Consider the following 23140-nt stretch of genomic DNA (forward strand, 5'->3'; position numbering starts at 1 on the left):
TCTTTGTTGGCAGGAAACGGGTGGCGGGGCCGGCCTTCCACGGCTTCAATACCCCCATGTTCATCACCCTGACCAAACATCTGCAACCCGCGCCACTGCCGGTGGCCGACGATCCACGCTGGGCGCACATCGTGGCGCGCGACAAGTCGGCCGATGGCGCATTCTGGTATTCGGTGGCCACGACCGGCGTCTATTGCCGGCCGTCCTGTCCGTCGCGGCGCGCCAACCCCGCCAATGTCCAGTTGCACGACACGTTACACCAGGCGAAGGCGACAGGCTTTCGCCCATGCCGGCGCTGCAATCCGGACGGCCCTTCGCTCGAGGCCGCCAACGCCGCGATGGTCGCCGATGCCTGCCGCAGGATCGAGGCGAGCGAGGACGAGCCCTCGCTCGCCGAACTGGCTGATGCCGCCGGCCGCAGCCCCGGCTATTTCCACCGCGTTTTCAAGGCGGTCACGGGGCTGACGCCGAAAGACTATGCAGCGGCCCGGCGTGCCGCCCGCGTCCGCCAGGGGCTGGAAGACGGCGTCAGCGTGACATCGGCGATCTACGATGCGGGCTTCAATTCGAGCGGGCGTTTCTACGAAAAGTCGACCGGCATGCTCGGCATGACGCCGACGCGCTATCGCGCCGGCGGCGCCAACGAAGAGATCCGCTTCGCCGTCGGCGAAACTTCGCTCGGCACCATCCTGGTCGCATCGAGCCGCAAGGGCGTCGCCTCCATCCTGCTTGGCCAGGATCCCGACGCATTGGTGCGCGACCTGCAGGACCGTTTCCCCAAGGCGCGGCTGGTCGGCGGCGACGGTGACTACGAGGCGCTGGTCGCCCGCGTCGTCGGCTTCGTCGAGGCGCCGGCGCTCGGTCTCGACCTGCCGCTCGACGTGCGCGGCACCGCGTTCCAGCAGCGCGTCTGGCAGGCCTTGCGGGACATCCCGGCCGGCCACACCGTTTCCTATGCCGAGATCGCGCGGCGTATCGGCGCGCCGAAGGCGACCCGCGCCATCGCCGCCGCCTGCGCGGCCAACGCCCTTGCGGTCGCTATTCCCTGCCACCGCGTGATCAGGAAGGACGGCGCCCTGTCGGGCTATGCCTGGGGCGCGGAGCGCAAACGCGCGCTGCTCGACCGCGAGGCCGGCGGGACGGCGACGACCTACCGGTCCTCGCGGGCCTGACGAGGATTCGGCAATGCGCGCGATGGCCAGGTCTCCCACCACCGGTGCCAACAGCCAGATCGCCAACGGCGCTGCCGTCAGAGAGGACGCGAAGGCGCTGGTCATGGCCGCCATCGGCGAACTGGTCCACGGAGGCAAGGCTGAGTGGAACCGCACCGCCACCGGCGAGATCGAGCTGCGGCTGTTATCAGGCGAGGTGTTCTTGCTCGGCGAGGCCTGCGTCACGCGTGTCGCCTAGTACACCTCAGCACTCTACGGCGCCCCCCTCTGTCCTGCCGGACATCTCCCCCACAAGGGGGGAGATCGGCAGTTTTGGCGCCCCGCTCATTCTTGCAACGTTGGAAATTGGCGAAGGCGATGATGACATCCAATCTCCCCCCTCGTGGGGGAGATGTCCGGCAGGACAGAGGGGGGCGCCGTAGAGCACCTGCCTCCGCGTCCTCAGGCGCCCGAGATTTGAATTTGAAAGCAAGCATCGGAGTGAGGAACATCCGGGCCGTGGCTAGGGTTCAGGCACACAGAAGGAGTGAAGGCAATGAACCGCATGCAAACCCATATGCCGGCGACGGGCGCCGGCGCCGCCCTGGACACCATCACCTATGCCATCGGCCAGTCCGCGCTTGGACGCATCCTCGTGGCGCGCAGTCCTATCGGCATCTGCGCCATCCTGATCGGTTCCGACGCCAATACGCTGGAACAGGATCTCGCCAACCGCTTCCCCGGCAGGGTGCTGCTCGAAGACGAGGCCGGCTTGCGCGACGATCTCGCGGCCATCGCGCGCTTCATCGAAATGCCCGGCGCCGGCCTCGACCTGCCGCTCGACATGCGCCACGGCACGCCCTTCCAGCAGCGTGTGTGGGAGGTGCTGCGCACGATCCCATGCGGGGCCACCATCACCTACACCGCCCTTGCCCGGCGCCTCGGCATGCCGGACGGCGCCCGCGCCGTGGCGACGGCCTGTGCCGCCAACGCCATCGCGCTCGGCATTCCCTGCCACCGGGTGCTGCGCGCCGACGGCTCGCTGTCCGGCTATCGCTGGGGGACCGAACGCAAGCGCGCCTTGCTGGAGCGGGAGGCGGCGATATGAACGCCGACGCCAGGGTTGCCCCATCGCTGATCGAAGCCGCCGAGACACGCATCGCCGCCTACGACTGGCCGGCGCTCACCGCCGAGCTCGACGGCTTCGGCTGCGCGGTGATGGAAAAGCTGCTCTCACCCGAAGAGTGCCGGCAGCTCGCCGGCCTCTACCCCCAGGAGCAGCATTTCCGCAGCCACATCCACATGGCCAGGCACGGCTTCGGCAAGGGCGAATACCGCTATTTCCGCTATCCCCTGCCCGACCTGATCGGCGGCCTGCGCGGCGCGCTCTATCCCAGGCTGGCCGAGGTCGCCAACCGGTGGAACGAGCGCATGGCGATCCCCATGCGCTACCCCGCCACGCATGCCGCGTTCCTCGACCAGTGCCATGCCGCCGGCCAGGTCAGGCCGACGCCGCTTTTGCTGCAATATGTGCCCGGCGACTTCAACTGCCTGCACCAGGACCTCTATGGCGACCTCGCCTTCCCGCTGCAGGTGGCGATCCTGCTTTCAGAGCCCGGCGAGGATTTCACCGGCGGCGAATTCGCGCTGACCGAACAGCGGCCGCGCATGCAGAGCCGGGTCGAGGTGGTGCCCTTGCGCCAGGGTGATGCGGTGGCCTTCGCCGTCCACAACCGGCCGGTGCAGGGCACGAAAGGCAATTACCGCGTCAATCTGCGCCACGGCGTCAGCCGGCTGCGCTCAGGCATGCGCCACACGGTCGGCATTATCTTCCACGATGCCAGGTGAATGCCGGCCTCATGCTTCCCAATAGGGCGGGTCGCCGAACACATCGCGCAGCCATGCGGTGAGCGCACGCAGCTTGGCGGATCCGCGCCGGTCCTCGGGAAAGGCCATGTAGATGCTGGCTCCTTCCGGCTCGGCGCCGACATCGATGCTCACCAGCCGCCCGTCGGCGATTTCCGCCTGGATAAAATAGGCGGGAAGCAGGGCCAGGCCGAGGCCGGCAAGCGCGGCATCGCGCATCAGGATCCCGTTGTTGACGCGCAACGTGGTCTGAGGGCGGACAGTCGTCAGCCGCCGTGAAACCTTGAACCGCCAGTCGGCGGCGCCCCGTATGGAATAGATGATGCCCTTGTGGCGTTTCAGGTCCTCGACCGTCCCGGGCCGTCCGAATGTCTCGAGATAGTCCGGCGCTGCCACCAGGAAGCGCCGGCTCGAAGCCAGCTTCCTGACGATAACGGGGCCGTCGTCGACCACTGGCCCGTGACGCAAAATGGCGTCGTAGCCGTCGGCCACTATGCTGACGAAGCGGTCGTCGAGATCGAGCGTCAGCTCAATCCTCGGATGCTTGGCCAGGAAGCCATACAGGGCCGGGCCGAGATGCAGGATGCCGAAACTGGTCGGCGCCGCTATTCTGAGCGGCCCGGCGAGTTCACCGCGGCGCTCGGCGATCTCGGCGCTGGCATCGGCCACCTCCTGCATGATGCGCTTGGCGCGTTCATAGAAACTTCGTCCTGTCTCGGTGATGGAAAGCTTGCGCGTCGTGCGGTCCAGCAGCTTCGTGCCGAGGCCGCGTTCGAGTTCCGACAGCCGCTCGCTGATGACGGATTTCGACAGCGCCATGCGCCGTGCCGCTTCGGTGATCGAACCGGATTCCGCCACGGCGACAAAGGCGGCGGCGGCTTCGAGCTTCAGCATTGTTCGGCTTTCGCGAATTCACAATCAGGCGACCGTCGCCTAACGAAATCAAGAACATGGTGTCATAGTTCCCAAAACCGCGATACCGCGGTGATAGAACAAAATCTCCAGGAGTGCTTTCATGTTTCGTCCTTTGGTCATCGTGCTCGGGTTGTTGGCAATGAGCGTTCCGGCCTCGGCCCGCGTGGTCGCTTTTCCTGCCAGTTTCAAGACGCAGACGATCAAGACCAACGGCACCAGCCTGCACGTCCGCGTCGGCGGCAAGGGTCCGGCGATCGTGATGCTGCATGGCTTCGGCGATACCGGCGACATGTGGGCGCCGGCCGCGATTGCGTTGATGAAGGATCACACGGTGATCGTGCCGGACCTGCGCGGCATGGGCCTTTCGGCGCATCCCGACGACGGCTACACCAAGAAGAACCAGGCGGTCGACATCGCCGGCGTGATGGACGCGCTGAAGGTCGACAAGGCCGACCTGGTGACGCACGACATCGGCAACATGGTCGGCTATGCGCTGGCCGCGCAATATCCCAAGCGCATCGCCAAATGGGTCGTCATCGACGCGCCGCTGCCGGGCATAGGCGACTGGGACAAGATCAAGCAGAGCCCGCTGCTGTGGCACTTCAACTTCCGAGGCCCCGACATGGAGCGGCTGGTCGCGGGTCGCGAGCGCATCTACCTCGACCGCTTCTACAACGAACTGTCGGCCGACCCGAAGAAGATCGACGAGGCGACGCGCGTCCACTACGCAAAACTCTATGCACGGCCGCATGCCATGCATGACGCCTTCGAGCAGTTCAAGGCATTCGACCAGGACGCCATCGACAACCAGGCAATGCTGGCCGGCAGCGGCAAGCTGTCCATGCCGGTGCTCGCCGCGGGTGCGGAAAAATCGGCCGGCACCAGCCAGGCCGACATCCTGCGCCTCGTCGCCAGTGACGTGACCGGAGCCGTCGTGCCCGCTTCGGGTCATTGGATCATGGAGGAAAACCCTGATGCCACCGTCAAGCTGATCACGGATTTCCTCTCCAGGTAACGGCCTATCGGGTCACTCCGTCGGCGACGATCATGTCCAGTATCCACGGGCAGGCATAATAGTCTGCGATGCGGTCGATCGCCCCACCGGTCGCACGGATTCGCACCAGATAGGCCGGCCGCCAGACCTCGCCATATTGCCTGTCGACGACCAGCATGATCTCCCCTTCGATCGTGCCTGGCCGCATGCGCCAGGGCAGCTCGCTGCGCTCATATTCGACGAAATAGGGCGAGCGGGAGAGCAGACCGTTATAGCAGTCCGAGACCCGCAGCCGCGCGTCGGCGCTGGTCAGCGCCCGCACCCCGTCCCAGTCCCTGGCATTGAAGAGCGCGACATAGCGGCCAAGCAGCCGCTCCAGTTCAGGATCATGCGGCGGCACCGCGACCGGTTGCGCGGGCAAGGCGGCGAGCTTGGCGCGGCCGCGATTGAGCGCCGACTTGACGCCGCCCGATGTCGAACCGACCAGGTCGGCGATCTCGTCCAGCGAATGGTCGAAGACGTCCTTGAGCAGCACGCAGGCGCGCTCCTTCGGCGGCAGGTGCACCACCAGCCGCTCGATGGCGCGGCCGGCGCCCGGACCGGCCGGCTCGACCGGCAACACGATGTCGTCGTTGGCATAGAAGGCTTCGGCCGCATACCGCGTGCGGCGATTGCGGATGAAATCGATGCACCTGTTATGCGCGATGCGGAAAAGCCACGGCCGCAGCGCCTGCGCATCGTCGAGCAGCTCGATCTTGCGATAGGCCTCGAACAGCGCCTCCTGCATGATGTCCTCGCCATCCAGCGCCGAGCCGGTCATGCGCGCGCAATAGCGATGCAGCCTGGCGCGCAGATGCGAAACCGTCTCCAGGAACGCGGCATAGCGCAGGTCGAACACGCGGTCGGGCTCAGGCCAGGCCCGCATGGCCTGCGTCGTGTCGGGGGATTTGCGGATCTGCTGGTTCATCGCGGCACATAGGTCAGGGTCACCACGCCATTGTCGAAACGATGCGTGCCGACAAGATCGAGATCGACCGGTCCGACATCGTCGAAGGCGCGCTTGCCGTGCCCGACCCATGTCGGCACGATCGACAGATGATACTCGTCCACCAGCCCCGCGCCAAGCAAGGTGCGGTCGAGCTGCGACACCCCATATTTCAGGATGTCGCCGCCCGGCTGCCGTTTCAGCGCCGCCAGCGCCTCGGCGACATCGCCCTCTATCAGCGCGGCATTCCACGACACCGTCTTCAGCGTCGTCGAGGCGACCAGCTTCTTCAGGCCGTTGATGCGGTCCATGTAGGGGCTATCCCTGATGTCTGGCCAGCGTGCGAAGAACATCTCGTAGGTGACGCGGCCAAGCAGGAAGAACTCGACGTTCGAAAGCGCCTGCAAGGCATGGTCCACATTCTCCCCGACGAAGAACGGCGAGGCCCATGTCATAGGCCCCTCGATGACGCCATCCAGCGAGACGAAACTCGACACGATCAGCCGCCGCATGCTCACGCCGCCCTTTCGCTGCTCTTCCCACCGGCTGCCGGCAGCCCCAGTCTCGGCCGTACCCAGGTGGCGAAACGGGCAATGGCATCATCGGCCTCCGGCGCCCGCCCGGCCATCATCTGGAAGGAGTGCAGCATGCCGTCGAAGACGTCGAGCCGGGTCTCGACGCCTGCCTGTCTCGCCCGCTCGGCGAACATGCGGCTTTCGTCGACAAGCGTCTCGTCGGCGCCGGCCTGCAGGAAGACGGGTGGAAAGCCGGAGAGATCGGCGTAGAGCGCGCTGACCTCGGGATCGCGCCGATCGGCATCGCCGATGAAGTTGGCCGCCAGCCAGTCGACGCCAGCCTTGGCGAAGGCCGGATCTTTTTCGCGGTTGGTCTCGTAGCTGGCGGCGGTCATCGCCATGTCGAACCAGCCGGAGATGATCAGCGTGGCGACGGGCAGCGGCCGCCCCTGCGCGCGCAGCCGCTGCAGGACGCCATAGGTCAGCACCGCGCCGCAGGAGTCGCCGGCGATCACGATCCGCCGGGGGTCGAAGCCTTGGTCGACAAGCCAGTTCCAGGCTGCCATCGCCGCCTCGAGCTGGGCCGGATGCTTGGCCTGATGCGCCAGCGGATAATCGTAGACCAGCGCCCGGCAGCCGACGGCCTTGGCGAGATGGCCGACCAGCTTGCGGTGGGTGTAGATCGAGCCGCCGATGAAGCCGCCGCCATGCGCATAAAACAGCACCCGCTGCTCGTCGGCGCCCTTGGGCATGACCCACATCGCCGGCACGCCGCCAGCATCGACCTCGATATAGTCAACGCCGCGCGGCTCGCCGGTCAGCGCCGTCCAATGGACATCGTTGTGGTCGATGATCGCCTGCGGGCTGGTCAGCCTGCCCGCATTGGCCGCGATCGCCGCGTAATGGTTCCTGTTTGCCTCGCTCTCGATGCTCGCCATGATATTCTCCTGGGGTTGCGGATCGCGGAAGGCGCGACCTTCGAAGGCAGAGACGTACGGGCAGGCAAAAAGGATACGTGGTGGCGGGCGCTTTTTTGCCGACGCGCTCAGCCGCCAAACATCGCGGCATGCCGCCGGGCGAATTCGACGAACGGCGTCGGCCGCACGCCGAACATCTCATGCGTGGCCAGATGCACCCGCGATTTCGGCCGCCGCCGCCGCTCCGCCAGTTGCTCGTCGAGCGCATCGGCGAAGTCGGCAGGGACGCCGGCGGCCAGCAGATTGCGCCGGCGCTCCTGCGGGCTGATATCGACATAGCGGACCGGCTTGCGGATCCCTTGCGAAATCCGCGCCGCGATGTCGCTCATGGTCAGCGCCTCGGGTCCGGTCATGTCGAGGCTCTCGCCTTCGTGGCCGCCATCGCGCAGCAGCCGGACGGCGACCTTGGCGATGTCCTCGACATCGACCGGCGACAGTTCGGTATCGCCGAGCGCGAGATAAAAAGCGCCTTCCGCGGCGATGGTCGGCGCGTCGCGCAGATAGACCTGCATGAACTGGCTGGGGCGCAGGTGGGTCCACGCCATGCCGGTTCCCTCCAGATAGCGCTCGACCTCCTCATGCATGCGCGTGAAGCGGAACTTGGTCGCGTCATAGCCGATGTTGGATTCGGCACCGGAAAACTTCACCACATGCGTGACGCCGGCCTGCTTGCAGGCGTCGATGAAACGACACTGCGTCTCGACCATGTCTTGCGCGGCGGTCGAAATCATCAGCACGCGATCGATGCCGTCCAGTGCCGCGCCAAGCGTCTCCGCCCGGCGCATATCGCCCTCGATCAGGTCGACGCCCGCAAGTCCGCCGAGCCCTGCCGCGGATGCCCGGTCCAGATCGCGAACCAGCGCCCGCACTTGATACTTCCGCCGTGCGAACTCGCGTACGATTGCCTTGCCGTTCAGGCCGGTGGCACCTGTCACCAGGATCATGGTCTGTCTCTCCATTCAGCATTGATGCGGCCGCCCTTTCGGCGACCGCATCTTGAAGACGAAGAGAAGCGGGCAAAGGATTCCGGCCAAACGTCTTTTTTTTCGGCGCGAGGCCGTACGCCGCCGGATCAGCCCGCCGGCGCGTAGCGGCTGACCACCATGCCGCAGGCATAGGCCTTCGAGCCGAGCAGCCGCAGGTTTCGGAACCCGCCCTCGTCGAAGATACGGCGGCCGGCGCCCAGCACGGCAGGATTGACGAACAGCTGGAACTCGTCGACCAGCCCGGCCGCGATCAGCGCCGACGCAAAGCCGGCGCCACCGAAGACGGCCATGTCGCCGCCCTCGCCCGCCTTCAGCGCGTTGACCTCACGCGGCAGGTCGCCGCTCACCACCGCCGTGCGCTCCCACCGCAAGGCCCCGAGCCTGTCGCTCGCCACCACCTTGCGCGCCTCGACGATCCGCCGGGCGAAGGCATAGAAGGGATCGGCCGGATATTTCCTCGCCGCATTGCCCCAATGGGTGAGGTAGCCCTCCTCGGCCATCTTGCGGCTGAGCAGGATGGTGTCGATGCCGGCAAACACGGCGTTGAAATCCTGTTTCAGCTCGGCGTCCCAACCATTGTCGTCGCCCCACTCCCAGAGCTGCCACGGGTGATCGGCATCGGCGCCGACGAAACCGTCGACCGACATCTGCATCTGCAAGATGAGTTTTTTCATCGGGTGTCCTCGTCAGATTTGCCTAGGTATGGTTTACTTTCGGAACCATTTGACCTGCCGGGCAAAATGATGTCAATAGTAAAGTGATTTAAAATTGGAACCATAGGGATGTCGACGCGCGAACGATCCGCTTGCCCGATCAACCTGTCGCTGGAACTGCTCGGCGACCGCTGGACGCTGCTCATCATCCGCGACCTGATCTTCGCCGGCAAAAGGCATTTCCGCGAGTTCCTTCAATCCGATGAAGGCATCTCCTCGCGCACCCTGGCGGAGCGGCTGCAGACACTGCAGGACGAAGGCATCCTTACCCGCAGCGACGACCCGAGCCACGGATTGAAGGCAATCTACCGGCTGACCGAGGCCGGTATCGACCTCTTGCCGGTGCTTGCCACGCTCGGCGCCTGGGGCAGCAAGCACCGCAACGCCGATGACAAGCTGGCCCGTATCGCCGAGGAACTGGCTGCCGGCGGCGAGCCGGCGCTGGAACGGATGAAGGTGGCACTGCGGGCAGAGCATATGGTGTAGGCGGGAGCGCTGTTCTAAGGGCGAAGCAGCTTCCTTGAAAGTCGGCGCCGCGGGTCGCCGGCGGAGCCGCCGCCCTTTCTCCCCGTCACTATACGGGGAGAAATGCCCGGCAGGGCAATGAGGGCAGCACTGCCGCCTGGGTAGCCAGTCGAAGCATTTGAACTAGGTCACACTCCCCAACGAGATGCCTCCACAACCTGCCTCCCGATTGACAATGGTCCGCTTTTGTTCTCTATATGTTCCAGTCTATCAGCAATCGCGGATGAGCGGAACAGGATGGAAACGACGGCCACCATCCTGCATGCCGATCTCGACGCCTTCTATGCCTCGGTCGAGCAGTTGCTCGACCCCACGCTGCGCGGCAAGCCGATCGCGGTCGGCGGCGGCGTGGTGCTCGCCGCCTCCTATGAGGCGCGCGCCTTCGGCGTGCGCGGCGGCATGCCGGGGCGCAAGGCGCGCGAGCTTTGCCCGCAATTGATCTTCGTCGGCGGCAATTTCAGCCACTACCAACGGCTGGGCGACGCGGCGATCAAGGTGCTCGACGATTTCACGCCGGTGGTCGAGCGCATCTCCATCGACGAGGCCTTTGCCGATGTCGCCGGCTGCACGCATCTGTTCGGCTCGCCGCGAGAGATCGCCATGGCGATCCGCCGCCGTGTGCGGGCAGAACTCGGCCTGCCGATCTCGATCGGTGTGGCGCGCACCAAGCACTTGGCCAAGATCGCCTCGCAGGTCGCCAAGCCCGACGGGCTGGTGGTGGTCGACCCCGGTACCGAGCTTGCCTTCCTGCACGATTTGCCGGTCTCGCTGATGTGGGGCGTCGGGCCGGCAACCAGGGCGCGGCTGGCCGAGATCGGCGTCGAGACCATCGGCGAACTGGCCCGCACCCACAGCGGCGCGCTGACGCGGCTGCTCGGCCCCGCCGCCGGCGACAAGCTCGCGGCCCTGGCGTGGAACCGCGACCCGCGCAAGCTGGAGACGAAGCGCCGGGCGCATTCGGCCGGCGCGCAATCGGCGCTTGGGCAAAAGCCGGCCGTGGCGCGGGTGATCGTGCCGACACTGCTGCATCTGGCCGACCGCGTCGCCAGCCGGCTGCGCGCCAAGAACCGTCCCGGCCGCACGGTGACGGTGCGCGTGCGCTTCGCCGATCTCAGCGCCGTCACCCGCTCGATCACGCTGGACCAGCCGATTTCGGCGACCGTGATGCTGGCCGAGATCGCCGGCGACCTGGTGCGCGGCGTGCTCGCCGAGCATCCACTGGAGAAAACCATCTCGCTGCTGGCGATCTCGGTCTCGCATCTGGAAGAGAGCGCCGAGTTGCAGCTCGACCTGCCGCTCGGCCTTGCCGACGAAAAGCGCCGCCCCGGCAGCCGAAAGGGCCTCGCCCGTTTCGGCGCCGACCGCGCCGTCGACAAGATCCGCGAGCGCTTCGGCAAACAGGCTGTCGGCTACGGCACGGTGGCGTTGGAGGCGGCCCGTTCGGTGCCGGACGAATTCAGGGAGTTGGCGGAAAAGGAACTGTGAGCGGAGAAGCCCTCCCGTCGCTCACGCCTTGCGGATCAACGTGCCGAACCAGGCGGCGCCGCGGTCACGGCCGACAGCAGCTCGCGCTTCACCAGCACCGGCTTTTGATAGGTCTTCCTCACGGCAATTCCCCCACGCCCAGGCATCTGGCGGCAACTAGCATCCGGCAGGCACCGCTTGTCAAGAAGAGGCGAAATTGGCTAGCGGGGCAGTTTGCAGATCGCGAAAATGGTTGCAATGATCGTAGCGAAGGGAGCGGCGGCGCCGACGGTTCGAGATCCTATAAAAGAGGGTTGCCGTGTGACTATCCTTGACAAGGCAAAGCAATGGGCAAGGGCCATCAAGCGCGATGTGGTCGCCTTGTGGCTGGCCGCCCGCGATCCCCGCGTTCCCTGGTACGCCAAGGTTGCCGCCGGCGTGGTCGCCGCCTACGCGCTCAGTCCTATCGATCTGATACCCGATTTCATTCCCGTCCTCGGATATTTGGACGATCTGATCATCGTACCGCTCGGCATCCTGCTTGCGGTGAAGTTGATCCCCGCCGCTTTGATGGCTGAGTTTCGCGCGGAAGCCATTCGCCGATCCAGGCCGGCCAGCCGCGGCGGTCTCGCATTCATCGTTGGAATTTGGGTTCTGATGGCCGCCGCGCTCATCTGGTTGTTCTGGCCAGATCGCTCGGCCTAGATTTCAGGCCTGGCGTTTCTCATTGCCCCGGCAGCCCACATCAAAGCCGCGCGGTGCCGAAAATCCGATCCCAGAATATCGACGTCACGCCGAAATTGGCGTTCTCGTCGACATGGTGATGCACCGCGTGGCGGCGCTTCAGCATATAGAGATAGCTCGGATGGGTCGGATGCCAATGATGGATCATGTGGTGGACGCTGATGTACCAGAGGTAGCCCAGCATCAACCCGCAGCTCACCGCGCTGGCGGTCGCGAAATCTGAGACCATCCAGACAGGCAGGAACGCCACCAGCGCATGCACGCCGAGGCTGAGCCATGTGGGCGTGCCCACCGGGCTGCGCTCCTCGATATGGTGACGGTCGTGCAGGTCCCGGATCCAGGGAACGTGGTGCAGCACGAAGCGGTGCAGGACGTATTCGATCAGCGTCCACAGGCCAAGGCAGATCAGCGCCGTGCCGATCCAGTCCGGCGCGCCTTCCTCTCCGGCCTCGATCAGCCCGGCCACGCCCAATACGGCGATCACCAGCGGATAGACCACGAAGTCGCTATAGTAGCCGATCAGACCCAGCTGCATTCGGACGAATCACCTGACTTTCGACGCCGCCCCAAAAGCGATGCTATCAGATTGCCGGACTCGCGCATGAGGTGCAATCCGGATGCGCCTGACATAGCGTCGCAATTTCCCGGTGCAAGATCGGAAGCGATCAACGCAGGATCGGCCGACTTCGCACCAGTGCCGCAAACGGACATGCAAACATGGCAAAACGCAGCGCCGGCCTGCTGATCTATCGCCGCAGCGGTGGTGACATCCAGGTGCTGCTGGTGCATCCCGGCGGCCCGTTCTGGGCAAAGAAGGACGATGGCGCCTGGTCGATCCCGAAGGGGCTCGTCGACCAGGGCGAGGACGAGTTGGCGGCGGCGCGACGCGAGACCGGGGAAGAGCTCGGCATGAAGGTCGAAGGCGCCTTCGCGCGCCTCGGCGACTACCGGCAACCGGGCGGCAAGATCGTCTCGGCCTGGTCCGTCGAGGCCGACATCGACGTCGCCGCCATCAGCAGCAACACCTTCACCATGGAATGGCCGCCGCGATCCGGATCGATGAAGGAATTCCCGGAGGTCGACAGAGCCGGCTGGTTCACATTGGCCGAGGCCGAGGTGAAGATTTTGCAGGGCCAGCGCCCGATGCTGTCGGATCTGGCGGAGCAACTGGGCGTGGCATGATCGCCGACGGCAAAGCTGCCAATCTCCCCCCAAGAGGGGGAGATGGCCGGCAGGCCAGAGGGGGGGCGCTGTCCCGCCAACGTCTCGGTCAATCAGGTATGTCCGTCGGAGGCTTGCGTGAAAGAGGATCATACCGATAGGCAGTGATCCTTGGCGCCCCCCTCTGCCCTGCCGGGCATCTCCCCGCGAGGGGGAGATTGGCTGTCATCCCCCAAACCGCGCCGCCGTCCACGCCCCGCTGGCCGCGTTCGACTCCACGGCGGCGGCGACGAACTTCACGCCGCGCGCGCCGTCGACCACGTCGGGCACCTGTGCCGCGCGCGCCGGATCGACCGCGCCTCCCGAACGGTGGGTGCGGATGATGTCTGCGGCGTCGCGGTAGAAATTGGCGAAGGCTTCGATATAGCCCTCCGGATGCGCCGCCGGCATGCGCGACACGCGGCGGGCTTCCGCCGTCGAGCCATGGCCGCCACGCACCAGCGTCCGGGTTTCCTCGCCATGGACGGAAAAGCGCAGTTCCTCCGGCCGCGTGCCCGACCATTCGAGCCCGGCTCTGTCGCCATAGATGCGCACGGAGAGGTCGTTGTAGTGGCCGGGCGACGTCTGGCTGGCCAGGATCGTGCCGCGCGCGCCGTCGGTCCAGCGCACCAGCACATGCGCATTGTCGTCGAGCCGGCGCCCCGGCACGGCGGTGAACAAATCGGCGGATACAGCCTCGGCCTCGCGGCCGGAGATGAAGCTTGCCAGATTGAAGGCGTGCACGCCGATATCGGCCAGCACCGCCGACTGCCCTGCCCTCGCCGGATCGGTGCGCCATTCCGCCTGCTTCTGGCCGTCGGCATCGATCGGCTTGGTCAGCCAGTCCTGGATATAGGCTCCATGCACAGACACGATCCGGCCGAGTTCGCCCGCCATCACCATCTCGCGCGCCTGGCGCACCATGGCGTAGCCGGTGTTGTTGAGGGTGACGACGAAGCGGCGCTTTTTCGCGCGCGCCAGCGCCACCAGCGCTCGCGCGTCATCAAGCGTCGTCGACAGCGGCTTGTCGCAGATCACGTCGATGCCGGCTTCGAGAAATGCGGTGGCGATCGGCGCGTGCAGATGGTTGGGCGTGACGATGACGACCGCCTCGATGCCATCCGGCCGCGCGGCCTCCGCTTTGGCCATGGCGCGATAATCGGCATAGCTGCGATCCGGCGCGATGCCGATTTCGGCGGCCGAGGCGGCGGCATTGTCCGGATCGGACGACAGCGCGCCGGCGACCAGCGCGATCTGGTCGTCAAGCCGCATGGCCAGCCGATGCACCGCGCCGATGAAGGCGTTGCGGCCGCCGCCGACCATGCCCACCCTCAAGCGCGTGCCCGCCGACCCGTCCGATGTTGCGTAGACCATGGTTCCTCCTCCACCTATCACTTCGTCATCCTGGGGCGGAGCAAGGAGCGCAGCGACGCGGCGCAGACCCCAGGATCCATGCCGTGGCTTCAAGGCGTTGCGACGGTGCAGAATCTTCTGATTCCGCCGCGTTCCTCGGCAACTGTCACGGCATGGATCCCTTGGGCTGCGGAGCAGCTCCAGGGGTCTCCGCGACGGAGCTTCGCTCCTGCTTCGCCCTGGGATGACGACGTTGGAAGGACTTACCGAGCCCCCCTACCACCCTCGAACAGGATTTCCAATTTCCATATTGTAAAACGATCGTATCGCGCTAGCCTGAATTCATGAGCGGGGCGAGAAAACCATCCGGACGATCCAGTGCCGACGAGGCGGCAACGCGCAAGCGCGGGCGTTCGCTGGCGGCCCTTGGCTATATACAGCCGCAGACCTATGAAGAGCTGCGCGCGGTGCTGTCGTCCGGCACGGTGCATTTTCCGAAGCGCCTGCGCCAGGTGGCGATCTTCCTGTGGCAGCATCCGAGCGAAGTCGCGCTGGGCACCATCGCCCAGGTGGCGGCGCAGGCCGGCGTGCAGCCCTCGACGCTGGTGCGCTTCGCCCAGATCTTCGGCTATTCCGGCTTTTCCGATTTCCAGGGCCTGTTCAAGGACCACGTCAAGGGTTCCTGGCCGGAAGGCCGCGGCGAGCAGCGCGCCGAAGCCGAGCCCAATGCCGCCTTGCATTTCCTGCACGGCATGGTCGGCGCCTCGCAGGCCTCGCTCGGCCGCATCGAAAGCGGATTCGATGTCGAAAGCTTCGACAAGATGGTGGCGACGCTTGCCGACGCCGACCTGATCTACGTCATCGGCTCCAAGCGCGCCTTCCCCGTCACCACCTATCTGTCGCTGACGCTTTCGCAGCAAGGCGTGCGCAACGTGCTGGTCGACAATGTCGGCTCGACCGCGCTCGACCAGGTCGGCTGCATCGGCAGGCAGGATGCGGTGCTGGCCGTGTCCTTCAGCCCCTACAATTCAATCACGCCCGACCTCGTCGCGGTGGCGCACGAACGCGGCGCCCACATCGTTACCGTCACCGACAGCACCTTCTCGCCGCTGATCCGGCTCTCGGACAGCTGGCTGGAAGTGGTGGAATCCGACTTCGCCGGTTTCCGCTCGCTGGCCGCGTCGCTCGCCGTCGGCATGGCGCTGGTCCAAGGCGTCGCGGCAAAGCGCGGCAAGTGAATATTGGACGTTTTGATGGAGAGTTTCGACTTGTGGCGGCGACCATAAATTATCGACGCCCGCGCCGCCCCTCATCGCCCTGCCGGGCACCTCTCCCCGTATAGTGACGGGGAGAAGGGGCTGGCCTCAGCGCTGGCACCCCCTTTGCAACATTGGTGATTGGCGAAATCGGTGACGACAGCGCCCCTCTCCCCGTCACTATACGGGGAGAGGATGCCGGCAGGCAGGTGAGGGGCGGCGCAGACTTTAGGATGTCATCTGATGAACCGCCACTGGCACAATTGACTACCGGGAATTATCGTTCCATATTTTGAAAAATAGAAACTTTGTTCCGGGAGGAGGAATGGAAATCAGGCTCGAAGGCAAGGTGATATTGGTCACCGGGTCGACGCAGGGCATCGGCCGTGCCATCGCCGAGACCCTGGCGCGCTCCGGCGCGGCCGGGCTGCTGGTCACCGGCCGCGAGAAGACGCGTGGCGATGCGGTCGCGGCGGAGCTTTCGCGGCTGGGCACGCCGACACTCTTCGTCGCCGCGGACCTCGGAGACCCGGAAACTCCGGCCCTTTTGGCGCAGGCCTGCATCGAGCGCTTCGGCCGCATCGACGGCCTGGTCAACGCCGCCGGCCTCACCGACCGCGCGTCCTTCCTCGACGCCAGCCCCGAAGACTGGGCGGCGCTGTTCGCCGTCAATGCGCGCGCGCCGTTCTTCCTGATGCAGGCGGCGATTGCCGACATGCGGAAACGCGGCCAGGGGGGCGCGATCGTCAACATCCTGTCGATCAACGCCCATTGCGGCTCACCCGAGCTTGCCGTCTATTCCGCCACCAAGGGCGCGCTGGCGACGCTCACCAAGAACGCCGCCAACGCCCACCGCTTCGACCGCATCCGCGTCAACGGCATCAATGTCGGCTGGACCGACACGCCGGCCGAGCGTGTGATGCAGGCGCAGACGCTCGGTCATGGCCCGGGCTGGCTTGACGCCGCCAACGCCGCCCAGCCCTTTGGCCGGCTGCTCAGGCCGGACGATATCGCCAACCTCGCCGTCTTCCTGCTTTCCGACGCGGCCGGGCCGATGACCGGGGCGGTGATCGACCAGGAGCAGTCGGTGATCGGGGCGAACCGGTGAACGCCATCGAAACGCTTGGGCCTGGCCTGCTGGAGCGGCTTCCCGCCGCCGTGCAAAAGCCGACCTACAACCGCGCATCGCTGTCACCCGGCATGGCCCATCTCGGCGTCGGTGCCTTCCACCGCTGCCACCAGGCCGAATACACCGACGACCTGCTCTCGCTGAAGTTCGACCGCTGGGGCATTGTCGGCATCAACATCCGCCCGCCCGCGCTCGCCGACACCCTTGGCCGGCAAGGCGGCCTCTACACAAGGCTGATCCGCGAGAACGACCATGTCGAGGCGCGCATCATCGGCAGCATCGTGAAGGTGGTCGACAGCCAGGACAGCGCCGCACCGGCGCTCGCGGTGCTCGCCTCGCCCGACATCGAACTGGTGACGATGACGGTGACGGAAAAAGGCTATTGCCATATCCCGTCGACCGGCGCGCTCGATCTCGGCCATCCCGACATCGTCCATGATCTCGCCAATCCGGAAGCGCCACGCAGCCTGCCCGGCATCCTGGCGCTGGCGCTGGAGCAGCGCAGGGCCACGCATGGCCGCAAGCTGACACTGCTCTCCTGCGACAACATTCCGACCAACGGCGTCATCCTGGAAAATGTCGTGCGGAGCTTTGCCGAACGGCGTGGCAATGGGCTTGCCGACTGGATCGCGGCCAATGCCGCCTTCCCCTCCGCCATGGTCGACCGCATCGCGCCGGCTGTGTCGCCGGATGATCTCGACAGCGTCGAACAATGGTTCGGCTATCGCGATGGGGCCGTTGCGGTGGGCGAGCCGTTCCGGCAGTGGGTGATCGAGCAGAAATTCGCCGGCCGCATGCCGCGCTGGGACCTGGCCGGCGCGACCTTCGTCGACGATGTCACGCCGTTCGAGCATCTCAAGATGCGGGTGCTGAACGGGGCGCAAACGACGCTCGCCACGCTCGGCGTGCTGGCGGGGCTCGAACACACATTCGATGCCATCGCCGACCCGCTGCTGTCGGTCTTCGTCAGGAGCATGCTGGTCGAGGAGACGCTTCCGACACTGACGCCGGTGCCCGGCATGGAGCCGTTGGCTTATGTCGAGCAGAGCCTTGGCCGGCTGAAGAACACAGCGATCCGCCATCGCAACCACCAGATCGCTACCGATGGATCGCAAAAGATCGTCCAGCGCCTGCTCAACCCGATCCGCGACCGGCTGAGCCAAGGCGCCAGCATCGGCCTGCTGTCGGTGCCGGTCGCCGGCTGGATGGCCTATCTCATCCTGGCCTCGGCGCGCTTCGGCAAACGCTGGCCGGTTTCGGATCCCTGTGCCGGCAAGGTCGCGGAAATCGCCGACGAAACCGGACGCGACGCGCCGGCGCTGGCTTCGGCCATCCTGGCCATCGACACGATTTTCGACCCCGGCCTTGCCGCCGACGAGGCGTTTCGCAAGACGGTGACTTCAGCGCTGGGCGAACTGCTTTCGGACGATCCGATGGCGGCCGTTCGACACAGTCTGGAGCAAGACGGGGTCGCGAGGTTGAAACGATCCAAACTATCGGCATTATAGGCATCGATCGCGGGTTCGCGGTCAGGGAGGCATGATGAAACTTGGACTGCTCACCGCACCATTCGCGGAGACTCCGCTCGGCGAGGTCGCCGGCTGGGCAAGCTCCGTCGGCTTCGAGGCCTTGGAAATCGCCTGCTGGCCGAAAACCTCCGGCGCCACCCGCCGCTATGCTGGCACCAGCCATATCGACGCCGCCGGCACCTCGGCCTCGCAGGCGAAAGAGATTGCCGCCTCGCTGGCGGAAAAGAACATGTCCATCTCCGGCCTCGGCTACTACCCCAACCCGCTGCATCCGGATGCCGCCCACCGCGAGGCGGTCATCGGCCATCTGAAGAAGGTGATCGTGCTGGCCGCCAATATGGGCGTGCCGGTCGTCAACACCTTCTGCGGCGGCGATGCCTCCAAAACCGTCGACGTCAACTGGCAGGATGCGCTGAAAGTCTGGCCCGGGATCGTCGCCCATGCGCGCGACCACGGGGTGAAGCTTGCCTTCGAGAACTGCCCGATGATCTTCAGCTACGACGAATGGCCGGGCGGGCACAACATCGCCTATTCGCCGCAAGTCTGGCGCCGCATCCTGGAGAGCTGGGGCGGCGATGTCGGCATGAATTTCGACCCCTCGCACCTGGTCTGGCAGATGATCGACCAGGCCCGCTTCATCAGGGAATTCGGCCCCTACATGCTGCATGTCCACGCCAAGGACCTGATGATTGATCATGATGGTTTGTACGAGCGCGGAATCCTTTCGGCCGGGATAGGCTGGCAGGTGCCGCGCATGCCGGGGCTGGGCGATGTCGACTGGAGCGGTTTCTTCTCCGGCCTCTACCGCACCGGCTATGACGGCTCGGTCATCATCGAGCACGAGGACAGGCGATTTGAAGGCAGCGACGAGCAGGTGAAGCGGGGTTTTCTGCTCGCCCGCGACGTGCTGCGTCCCTTCGTCAAATGACGGCAAGGCGAGCCACTTGACTCCGTTTGTGAGTGGCACGGCTTAACGGGTTGGAACTGAACTGAAAAACAATGTGGAGGAAGACTGAAATGAAGACATATCTGACCATGGTTCCGCTGCTTGCCAGCGCCGCTCTGATGGCCTCGGTGGGGATCTCGTCCGCCGCTGGCAAGTACACGATAGGCATCTCCAACACCGTGCAAGGCAATGGCTGGCGCGAGGAGATGGTGTGCGCCATGAAGGCGCAGGCGCTCGCCTCGGGCGAAGTGGCCAAGCTCAACATCGCCCACCGCAACACCGATGCCGCCGGGCAGCTCGAAGATATCCGCAACCTGATCAGCGCCAAGGTCGACGCCATCGTCGTCAACCCCGCCGATCCGGCCGGCATCAAGGCGGGCCTCGAAGAGGCGACCAAGGCCGGCATCGTCGTCGTCGCCGTCGACCAGGCGGTCACCGAGCCGTCGGCCTACATCATTTCCAACAACCAGGAGCAGTATGCCTATCTCGGCGCCAAATGGCTGTTCGGCCAGATGGGCGGCAAGGGCGAGGTGTTCTACATGCGCGGTGCCGCCGGCGCCTCGGCCGACTCCGATCGCGACAAAGGCTTCAAGAAGGCGCTGGCCGAATTCCCCGACGTGAAGGTCGCGCAGGAAGTCTTCACCGGCTGGCAGCAGGACCAGGCCAAGCAGCAGATGCTGTCGTTCCTGGCCACCGGCACGCCGTTCAACGGCGTATGGACCTCCGGCATCGACAACGTCATCGTCGACGCGCTGGTCGAATCGCAGGCGCCGCTGGTGCCGGTCGTCGGCGCCGACAATGCCGGCTTCGTCGGCCAGCTGAGCTCGGTCAAGGGCCTGGTCGGCGCCGCCGTCACCAACCCCGGCTCGATCGGCGGCGCGGGCGTGACGCTGGCGCTGCAGATCCTCGACGGCAAGAAGCCGGCACAGCAGACCGTGCTGGTCGACCCGCAGCTGTGGGACAACGCCACCGACGAAGGCAAGGCCAAGCTGAAGGCCGCCGCCGACCCGTCGCTCAGCCCCGAATGGCCGGTCTCGATCTCCATCCCGGACTGGACGACGTATACGAAGGACCAGATCGTGGCCTGCAAGGGGCCGGGCGAGTAAGGCTGAGGTTTGCCAACGGACCATCCGTCGGCGCTGCCCCTCACTGTCCTGCCGGACATCTCTCCCCGTAAACGGGGAGAGAGAAGCTGGCCGCAATGCCGGCGACAAGCCCCCCTCTCCCCGTCACTATACGGGGAGAGGATGCCGGCAGGCAGGTGAGGGGCGGCGCCGACATTTCTAATTATTCGACCTCATAAATCGAGAACCAATCAATTTGACCACCAGCCCCCTCCTCGACGCCACGGGCGTCGCCAAGAACTACGGCGCGGTTGCCGCGCTGCGCAACGCGTCGCTCTCCGTCCTGCCGGGCGAAGTTCACGCCTTGATGGGCGCCAATGGCGCCGGCAAGTCGACGCTGGTGAAGATCCTGACCGGGGCGATATCGGCCAATGCCGGGCGCATCCTGATCCGTGGCGAAGCGCGCGACATACGCTCGCCCGCCGCCGCGCGCCGCGCCGGGCTGCTGCCGGTCTACCAGGAGCCGTCGCTGATCCCCGATCTCGACGTTCTGTCCAATCTCAGGCTCACCGGCACGCCGGTCGAGCCGTTCCGCGCCTGGGTGCGCGAGCTCGGCATAGCCGATCTCGACCTGCGCGACACCGCGCGCGACATTCCGCTGGCCATTCTGCGCGTGCTCGACCTTGCCCGCGCGCTGGCCGTCGAGCCCGATGTGCTGCTGCTCGACGAGATGACGGCCGCGCTCCCGGCCAACCTCGCCGAAAAGGTGCTCGAAGTGGTGCGCCGCCAGGGTGACGCCAGCCGCGCCGTGATCTTCATCTCGCACCGCTTCGTCGAGATATCGGCGCTCTGCGACCGCGCCACGGTGCTGCGCGACGGCGAGACCGTCGGCGTCGTCGACATCGTGCCGGGCGTCGAGGAAAAGATCGTCGAGCTGATGCTGGGCACCCGCATCGAAAAGGCCAAGGTCGCCGCCCGAAGCGTCAGCGAGAAGGCGGCATCCGCCCTTGCCCGACCGCGCATCACCGTGAAAAACCTGCGCGTCGGCATCAAGCTCGGCGATGTCTCCTTCGATCTCGCCGACGGCGAAGTGGCCGGCGTCGTCGCGCTCGAAGGCCAGGGCCAGGACGAGCTGTTCGCCGCCCTTGCCGGCTCGATCCGGCCGTCCGGCGGCACGATCGAGGTCGACGGCCAGGCAGTAAAATTCTCACACCCGATCGACGCCATCCGCGCCGGCATTGCCTATGTCCCCGGCGACCGTTCCGAGGCGCTCGCCATGCAGCGCTCGGTGCGTGAGAACATTGCGCTTCCCTTCAGCGCCGCCCTGCGCAACTGGGGGCCCATTCATATGCGCAAGGAGCGCGCCACGGTGGCAAGCGCCATCCAGCGCCTGCAGATCGACACCCGCGCCCAGGGCGAGGTGCAGCGCCTGTCCGGCGGCAACCAGCAGAAGGTGACTATCGCGCGCTGGATCGCGGCGGACGCCCGCACCATCCTGTGCTTCGATCCGACACGCGGCATCGATGTCGGCACCAAGCAGGAGATCTATAAATTGCTGCGCGAACTCGCCGGCCACGGCAAGTCGGTGCTGTTCTACACCTCGGAACTCGAGGAGGTGCAGCGCGTCTGCGACCGCGTTATCGTCATCTTCGGCGGCCGTCTCGTTGACATCTTTCGGGTCGAGGAAGCGGACGAACCGGCGTTGATGCGGGCCGCCTACGGCCTGCCGCGCGGCGCCAAGGCCGATGTCGGCATCCTGGCCGATCCCCAGTCCCCGTCTTCGGGGACGATATCATGAACCATTTCCTGCGCCGCCAGGGCTGGGTGTCAGGCCTGTTCGCCTTGCTGATCATTCTGTTCATCGTCACAAAACTGATCCAGCCCGGTTATGGCAGTGGCGATTTCGGCTCGCTGGCGCGGGCGGTACTGCCTTACGCCTTTGCCGTCGCTGCCCAGACCGTCGTCGTCATCGCCGGCGGCATCGACCTCTCGGTCGCCGCCATGATGGCCCTGACCAGCGTCACCGCCGCCTCGATGATGGCGGGGGCCAGCGAGGAATACGCGCTGTTCGTCGTGCCCTTCGTGCTCGCCATGGGTTTTGTGCTGGGCGCCCTCAACGGCCTGCTCATCGTCGTCACCCGCGTGCCCGACATCGTCGTTACGCTCGCCATGCTGTTCGTGCTGCAAGGGGCGGCCCTGCTGGTGCTCGGCGCGCCGGGCGGCGCCGCGGCAGAATGGCTGAAGGCGATGATCTCGGGCACCGTGCCGATACCGGGCCTGCCCGACGCCATCGACGCCTGGCTGCCCAAGGCGCTGCTGGTGCTGATCGTCTGCCTCTGCGTGATCTGGGTCCCGCTCCGGCGCTCGCGCCTCGGCCTTTCCATCTACGCCATCGGCTCGAGCGAGCTGGCGGCGTTCCGCAGCGGCGTGCCTGTCGCCCGCACGCGCATCATCGCCTACGCGCTGTCCGGGCTGTTCGCGGCCATGGGCGGGCTGGCGCTGACCATGAGCACCGGCATCGGCGCTCCCATTCCCGGCCCCTATCTGCTCGCCAGCGTCGCCGCCGTGGTGCTGGGCGGCGTCGCGCTCGGCGGCGGCAAGGGCGGCCTGCTCGGCCCCCTCATCGCCGTCTTCGTGCTGCGCCTGGTGCGCACGGATCTCACGCTGCTCGCCATCGACCCCAACGTCACCGCCATCATCGAAGGCCTGATCATGGTCGCCGTGGTGATGTTCGGCGCGTTTATCACGATGCGGGGGCGGCAATGATGGGAGAGAGAAATATAGAGCGTAGCGCTCTACGGCGCCCCCCTCTGGCCTGCCGGCCATCT

General features: G+C 66.0%; 24 protein-coding genes. 16 read left to right on the top strand and 8 right to left on the bottom strand.

Features of this window, described 5'->3' with window-relative positions; all coding sequences use genetic code 11:
- The first annotated feature begins 56 nt into the window (after nt 1–56).
- The 4 genes from ada (at nt 57) to EN808_RS20625 (ending at nt 2999) form a co-directional block, all read left to right on the top strand.
- Nucleotides 57–1172: a bifunctional DNA-binding transcriptional regulator/O6-methylguanine-DNA methyltransferase Ada gene (ada, locus tag EN808_RS20605; protein ID WP_189524144.1), complete on the top strand. Its 1116-nt coding sequence runs from the start codon at nt 57–59 to the stop codon at nt 1170–1172.
- Nucleotides 1173–1194: 22 nt separating this feature from the next.
- The gene (locus EN808_RS20610; protein ID WP_245464454.1) at nt 1195–1410 is read left to right on the top strand and encodes a hypothetical protein; all 216 of its coding nucleotides are present in this window, start codon (nt 1195–1197) and stop codon (nt 1408–1410) included.
- A 297-nt stretch (nt 1411–1707) separates the two neighbouring features.
- Nucleotides 1708–2259 carry a methylated-DNA--[protein]-cysteine S-methyltransferase gene (locus EN808_RS20620; RefSeq protein WP_135916750.1) on the top strand — a complete coding sequence of 184 codons (552 nt, stop codon included), beginning with the start codon at nt 1708–1710 and terminating at the stop codon, nt 2257–2259.
- On the top strand, nt 2256–2999 hold the full coding sequence (locus EN808_RS20625; RefSeq protein WP_135916751.1) for a 2OG-Fe(II) oxygenase: 744 nt from the start codon (nt 2256–2258) through the stop codon (nt 2997–2999). Before EN808_RS20620 ends, EN808_RS20625 begins: the two co-directional genes overlap by 4 nt.
- Before the next feature lie 9 nt (nt 3000–3008).
- Here EN808_RS20625 and EN808_RS20630 read toward each other — a convergent pair whose 3' ends face one another.
- Nucleotides 3009–3911 (bottom strand): LysR family transcriptional regulator, encoded by a 903-nt coding sequence (locus EN808_RS20630; RefSeq protein ID WP_135916752.1) that lies wholly within the window; start codon nt 3909–3911, stop codon nt 3009–3011.
- 121 nt (nt 3912–4032) lie between these two features.
- On the opposite strand from EN808_RS20630, the gene EN808_RS20635 reads away from it, so the two are divergent.
- A complete protein-coding gene (locus tag EN808_RS20635; protein WP_135916753.1) occupies nt 4033–4947 on the top strand; it encodes an alpha/beta hydrolase in 915 nt (304 codons plus the stop codon).
- 4 nt (nt 4948–4951) lie between these two features.
- Here the strand turns inward: EN808_RS20635 and EN808_RS20640 are convergent, their stop codons facing one another.
- From EN808_RS20640 to EN808_RS20660, 5 genes are all read right to left on the bottom strand, one after another.
- Entirely contained in the window at nt 4952–5893 is a 942-nt protein-coding gene (locus tag EN808_RS20640; protein ID WP_135916754.1) for a sigma-70 family RNA polymerase sigma factor, read from the bottom strand.
- On the bottom strand, nt 5890–6423 hold the full coding sequence (locus tag EN808_RS20645) for a dihydrofolate reductase family protein (RefSeq protein WP_135916755.1): 534 nt from the start codon (nt 6421–6423) through the stop codon (nt 5890–5892). The genes EN808_RS20640 and EN808_RS20645 overlap by 4 nt, the downstream gene beginning before the upstream one ends.
- 2 nt (nt 6424–6425) lie before the next feature.
- Entirely contained in the window at nt 6426–7364 is a 939-nt protein-coding gene (locus tag EN808_RS20650) for an alpha/beta hydrolase (protein WP_135916756.1), read from the bottom strand.
- A 107-nt stretch (nt 7365–7471) separates the two neighbouring features.
- Nucleotides 7472–8347 carry an SDR family oxidoreductase gene (locus EN808_RS20655; RefSeq protein WP_135916757.1) on the bottom strand — a complete coding sequence of 292 codons (876 nt, stop codon included), beginning with the start codon at nt 8345–8347 and terminating at the stop codon, nt 7472–7474.
- A gap of 128 nt (nt 8348–8475) precedes the next feature.
- The gene (locus tag EN808_RS20660) at nt 8476–9063 is read right to left on the bottom strand and encodes a dihydrofolate reductase family protein (protein WP_135916758.1); all 588 of its coding nucleotides are present in this window, start codon (nt 9061–9063) and stop codon (nt 8476–8478) included.
- A gap of 108 nt (nt 9064–9171) precedes the next feature.
- On the opposite strand from EN808_RS20660, the gene EN808_RS20665 reads away from it, so the two are divergent.
- From EN808_RS20665 to EN808_RS20675, 3 genes are all read left to right on the top strand, one after another.
- Nucleotides 9172–9588, top strand: coding sequence for a helix-turn-helix domain-containing protein (locus EN808_RS20665; protein ID WP_135916759.1), 417 nt, complete (start codon nt 9172–9174; stop codon nt 9586–9588).
- Between the two features lie 276 nt (nt 9589–9864).
- Nucleotides 9865–11112, top strand: a complete 1248-nt coding sequence (gene dinB, locus EN808_RS20670; protein WP_135916760.1) for a DNA polymerase IV — start codon at nt 9865–9867, stop codon at nt 11110–11112.
- 300 nt (nt 11113–11412) lie between these two features.
- Entirely contained in the window at nt 11413–11796 is a 384-nt protein-coding gene (locus EN808_RS20675) for a YkvA family protein (RefSeq protein ID WP_135916808.1), read from the top strand.
- Nucleotides 11797–11836: 40 nt separating this feature from the next.
- Here the strand turns inward: EN808_RS20675 and EN808_RS20680 are convergent, their stop codons facing one another.
- Nucleotides 11837–12370: a sterol desaturase family protein gene (locus EN808_RS20680; RefSeq protein ID WP_127278498.1), complete on the bottom strand. Its 534-nt coding sequence runs from the start codon at nt 12368–12370 to the stop codon at nt 11837–11839.
- Nucleotides 12371–12552: 182 nt separating this feature from the next.
- On the opposite strand from EN808_RS20680, the gene EN808_RS20685 reads away from it, so the two are divergent.
- Nucleotides 12553–13017 (top strand): NUDIX domain-containing protein, encoded by a 465-nt coding sequence (locus EN808_RS20685; protein ID WP_135916761.1) that lies wholly within the window; start codon nt 12553–12555, stop codon nt 13015–13017.
- Between the two features lie 204 nt (nt 13018–13221).
- Here the strand turns inward: EN808_RS20685 and EN808_RS20690 are convergent, their stop codons facing one another.
- Nucleotides 13222–14409: a Gfo/Idh/MocA family oxidoreductase gene (locus EN808_RS20690; RefSeq protein WP_135916762.1), complete on the bottom strand. Its 1188-nt coding sequence runs from the start codon at nt 14407–14409 to the stop codon at nt 13222–13224.
- Between the two features lie 323 nt (nt 14410–14732).
- Here EN808_RS20690 and EN808_RS20695 point away from each other — a divergent pair, with 323 nt between their 5' ends.
- From EN808_RS20695 to EN808_RS20725, 7 genes are all read left to right on the top strand, one after another.
- Nucleotides 14733–15626, top strand: coding sequence for a MurR/RpiR family transcriptional regulator (locus EN808_RS20695; RefSeq protein WP_135916763.1), 894 nt, complete (start codon nt 14733–14735; stop codon nt 15624–15626).
- Between the two features lie 343 nt (nt 15627–15969).
- Complete coding sequence (locus EN808_RS20700; protein ID WP_127870347.1) at nt 15970–16752, top strand: SDR family oxidoreductase; 783 nt, start codon at nt 15970–15972, stop codon at nt 16750–16752.
- A complete protein-coding gene (locus EN808_RS20705; RefSeq protein ID WP_135916764.1) occupies nt 16749–18281 on the top strand; it encodes a mannitol dehydrogenase family protein in 1533 nt (510 codons plus the stop codon). Before EN808_RS20700 ends, EN808_RS20705 begins: the two co-directional genes overlap by 4 nt.
- Nucleotides 18282–18315: 34 nt before the next feature.
- Nucleotides 18316–19230 (top strand): sugar phosphate isomerase/epimerase, encoded by a 915-nt coding sequence (locus EN808_RS20710; protein WP_135916765.1) that lies wholly within the window; start codon nt 18316–18318, stop codon nt 19228–19230.
- Between the two features lie 89 nt (nt 19231–19319).
- Nucleotides 19320–20354, top strand: coding sequence for an ABC transporter substrate-binding protein (locus tag EN808_RS20715; RefSeq protein ID WP_135916766.1), 1035 nt, complete (start codon nt 19320–19322; stop codon nt 20352–20354).
- 214 nt (nt 20355–20568) lie between these two features.
- A complete protein-coding gene (locus EN808_RS20720; protein WP_135916767.1) occupies nt 20569–22110 on the top strand; it encodes a sugar ABC transporter ATP-binding protein in 1542 nt (513 codons plus the stop codon).
- Nucleotides 22107–23078 (top strand): ABC transporter permease, encoded by a 972-nt coding sequence (locus EN808_RS20725; protein ID WP_135916768.1) that lies wholly within the window; start codon nt 22107–22109, stop codon nt 23076–23078. Before EN808_RS20720 ends, EN808_RS20725 begins: the two co-directional genes overlap by 4 nt.
- Nucleotides 23079–23140 lie beyond the last annotated feature (62 nt).

It is taken from the genome of Mesorhizobium sp. M8A.F.Ca.ET.165.01.1.1, from assembly GCF_004792065.1.
In the GTDB taxonomy this organism is placed as follows: domain Bacteria; phylum Pseudomonadota; class Alphaproteobacteria; order Rhizobiales; family Rhizobiaceae; genus Mesorhizobium.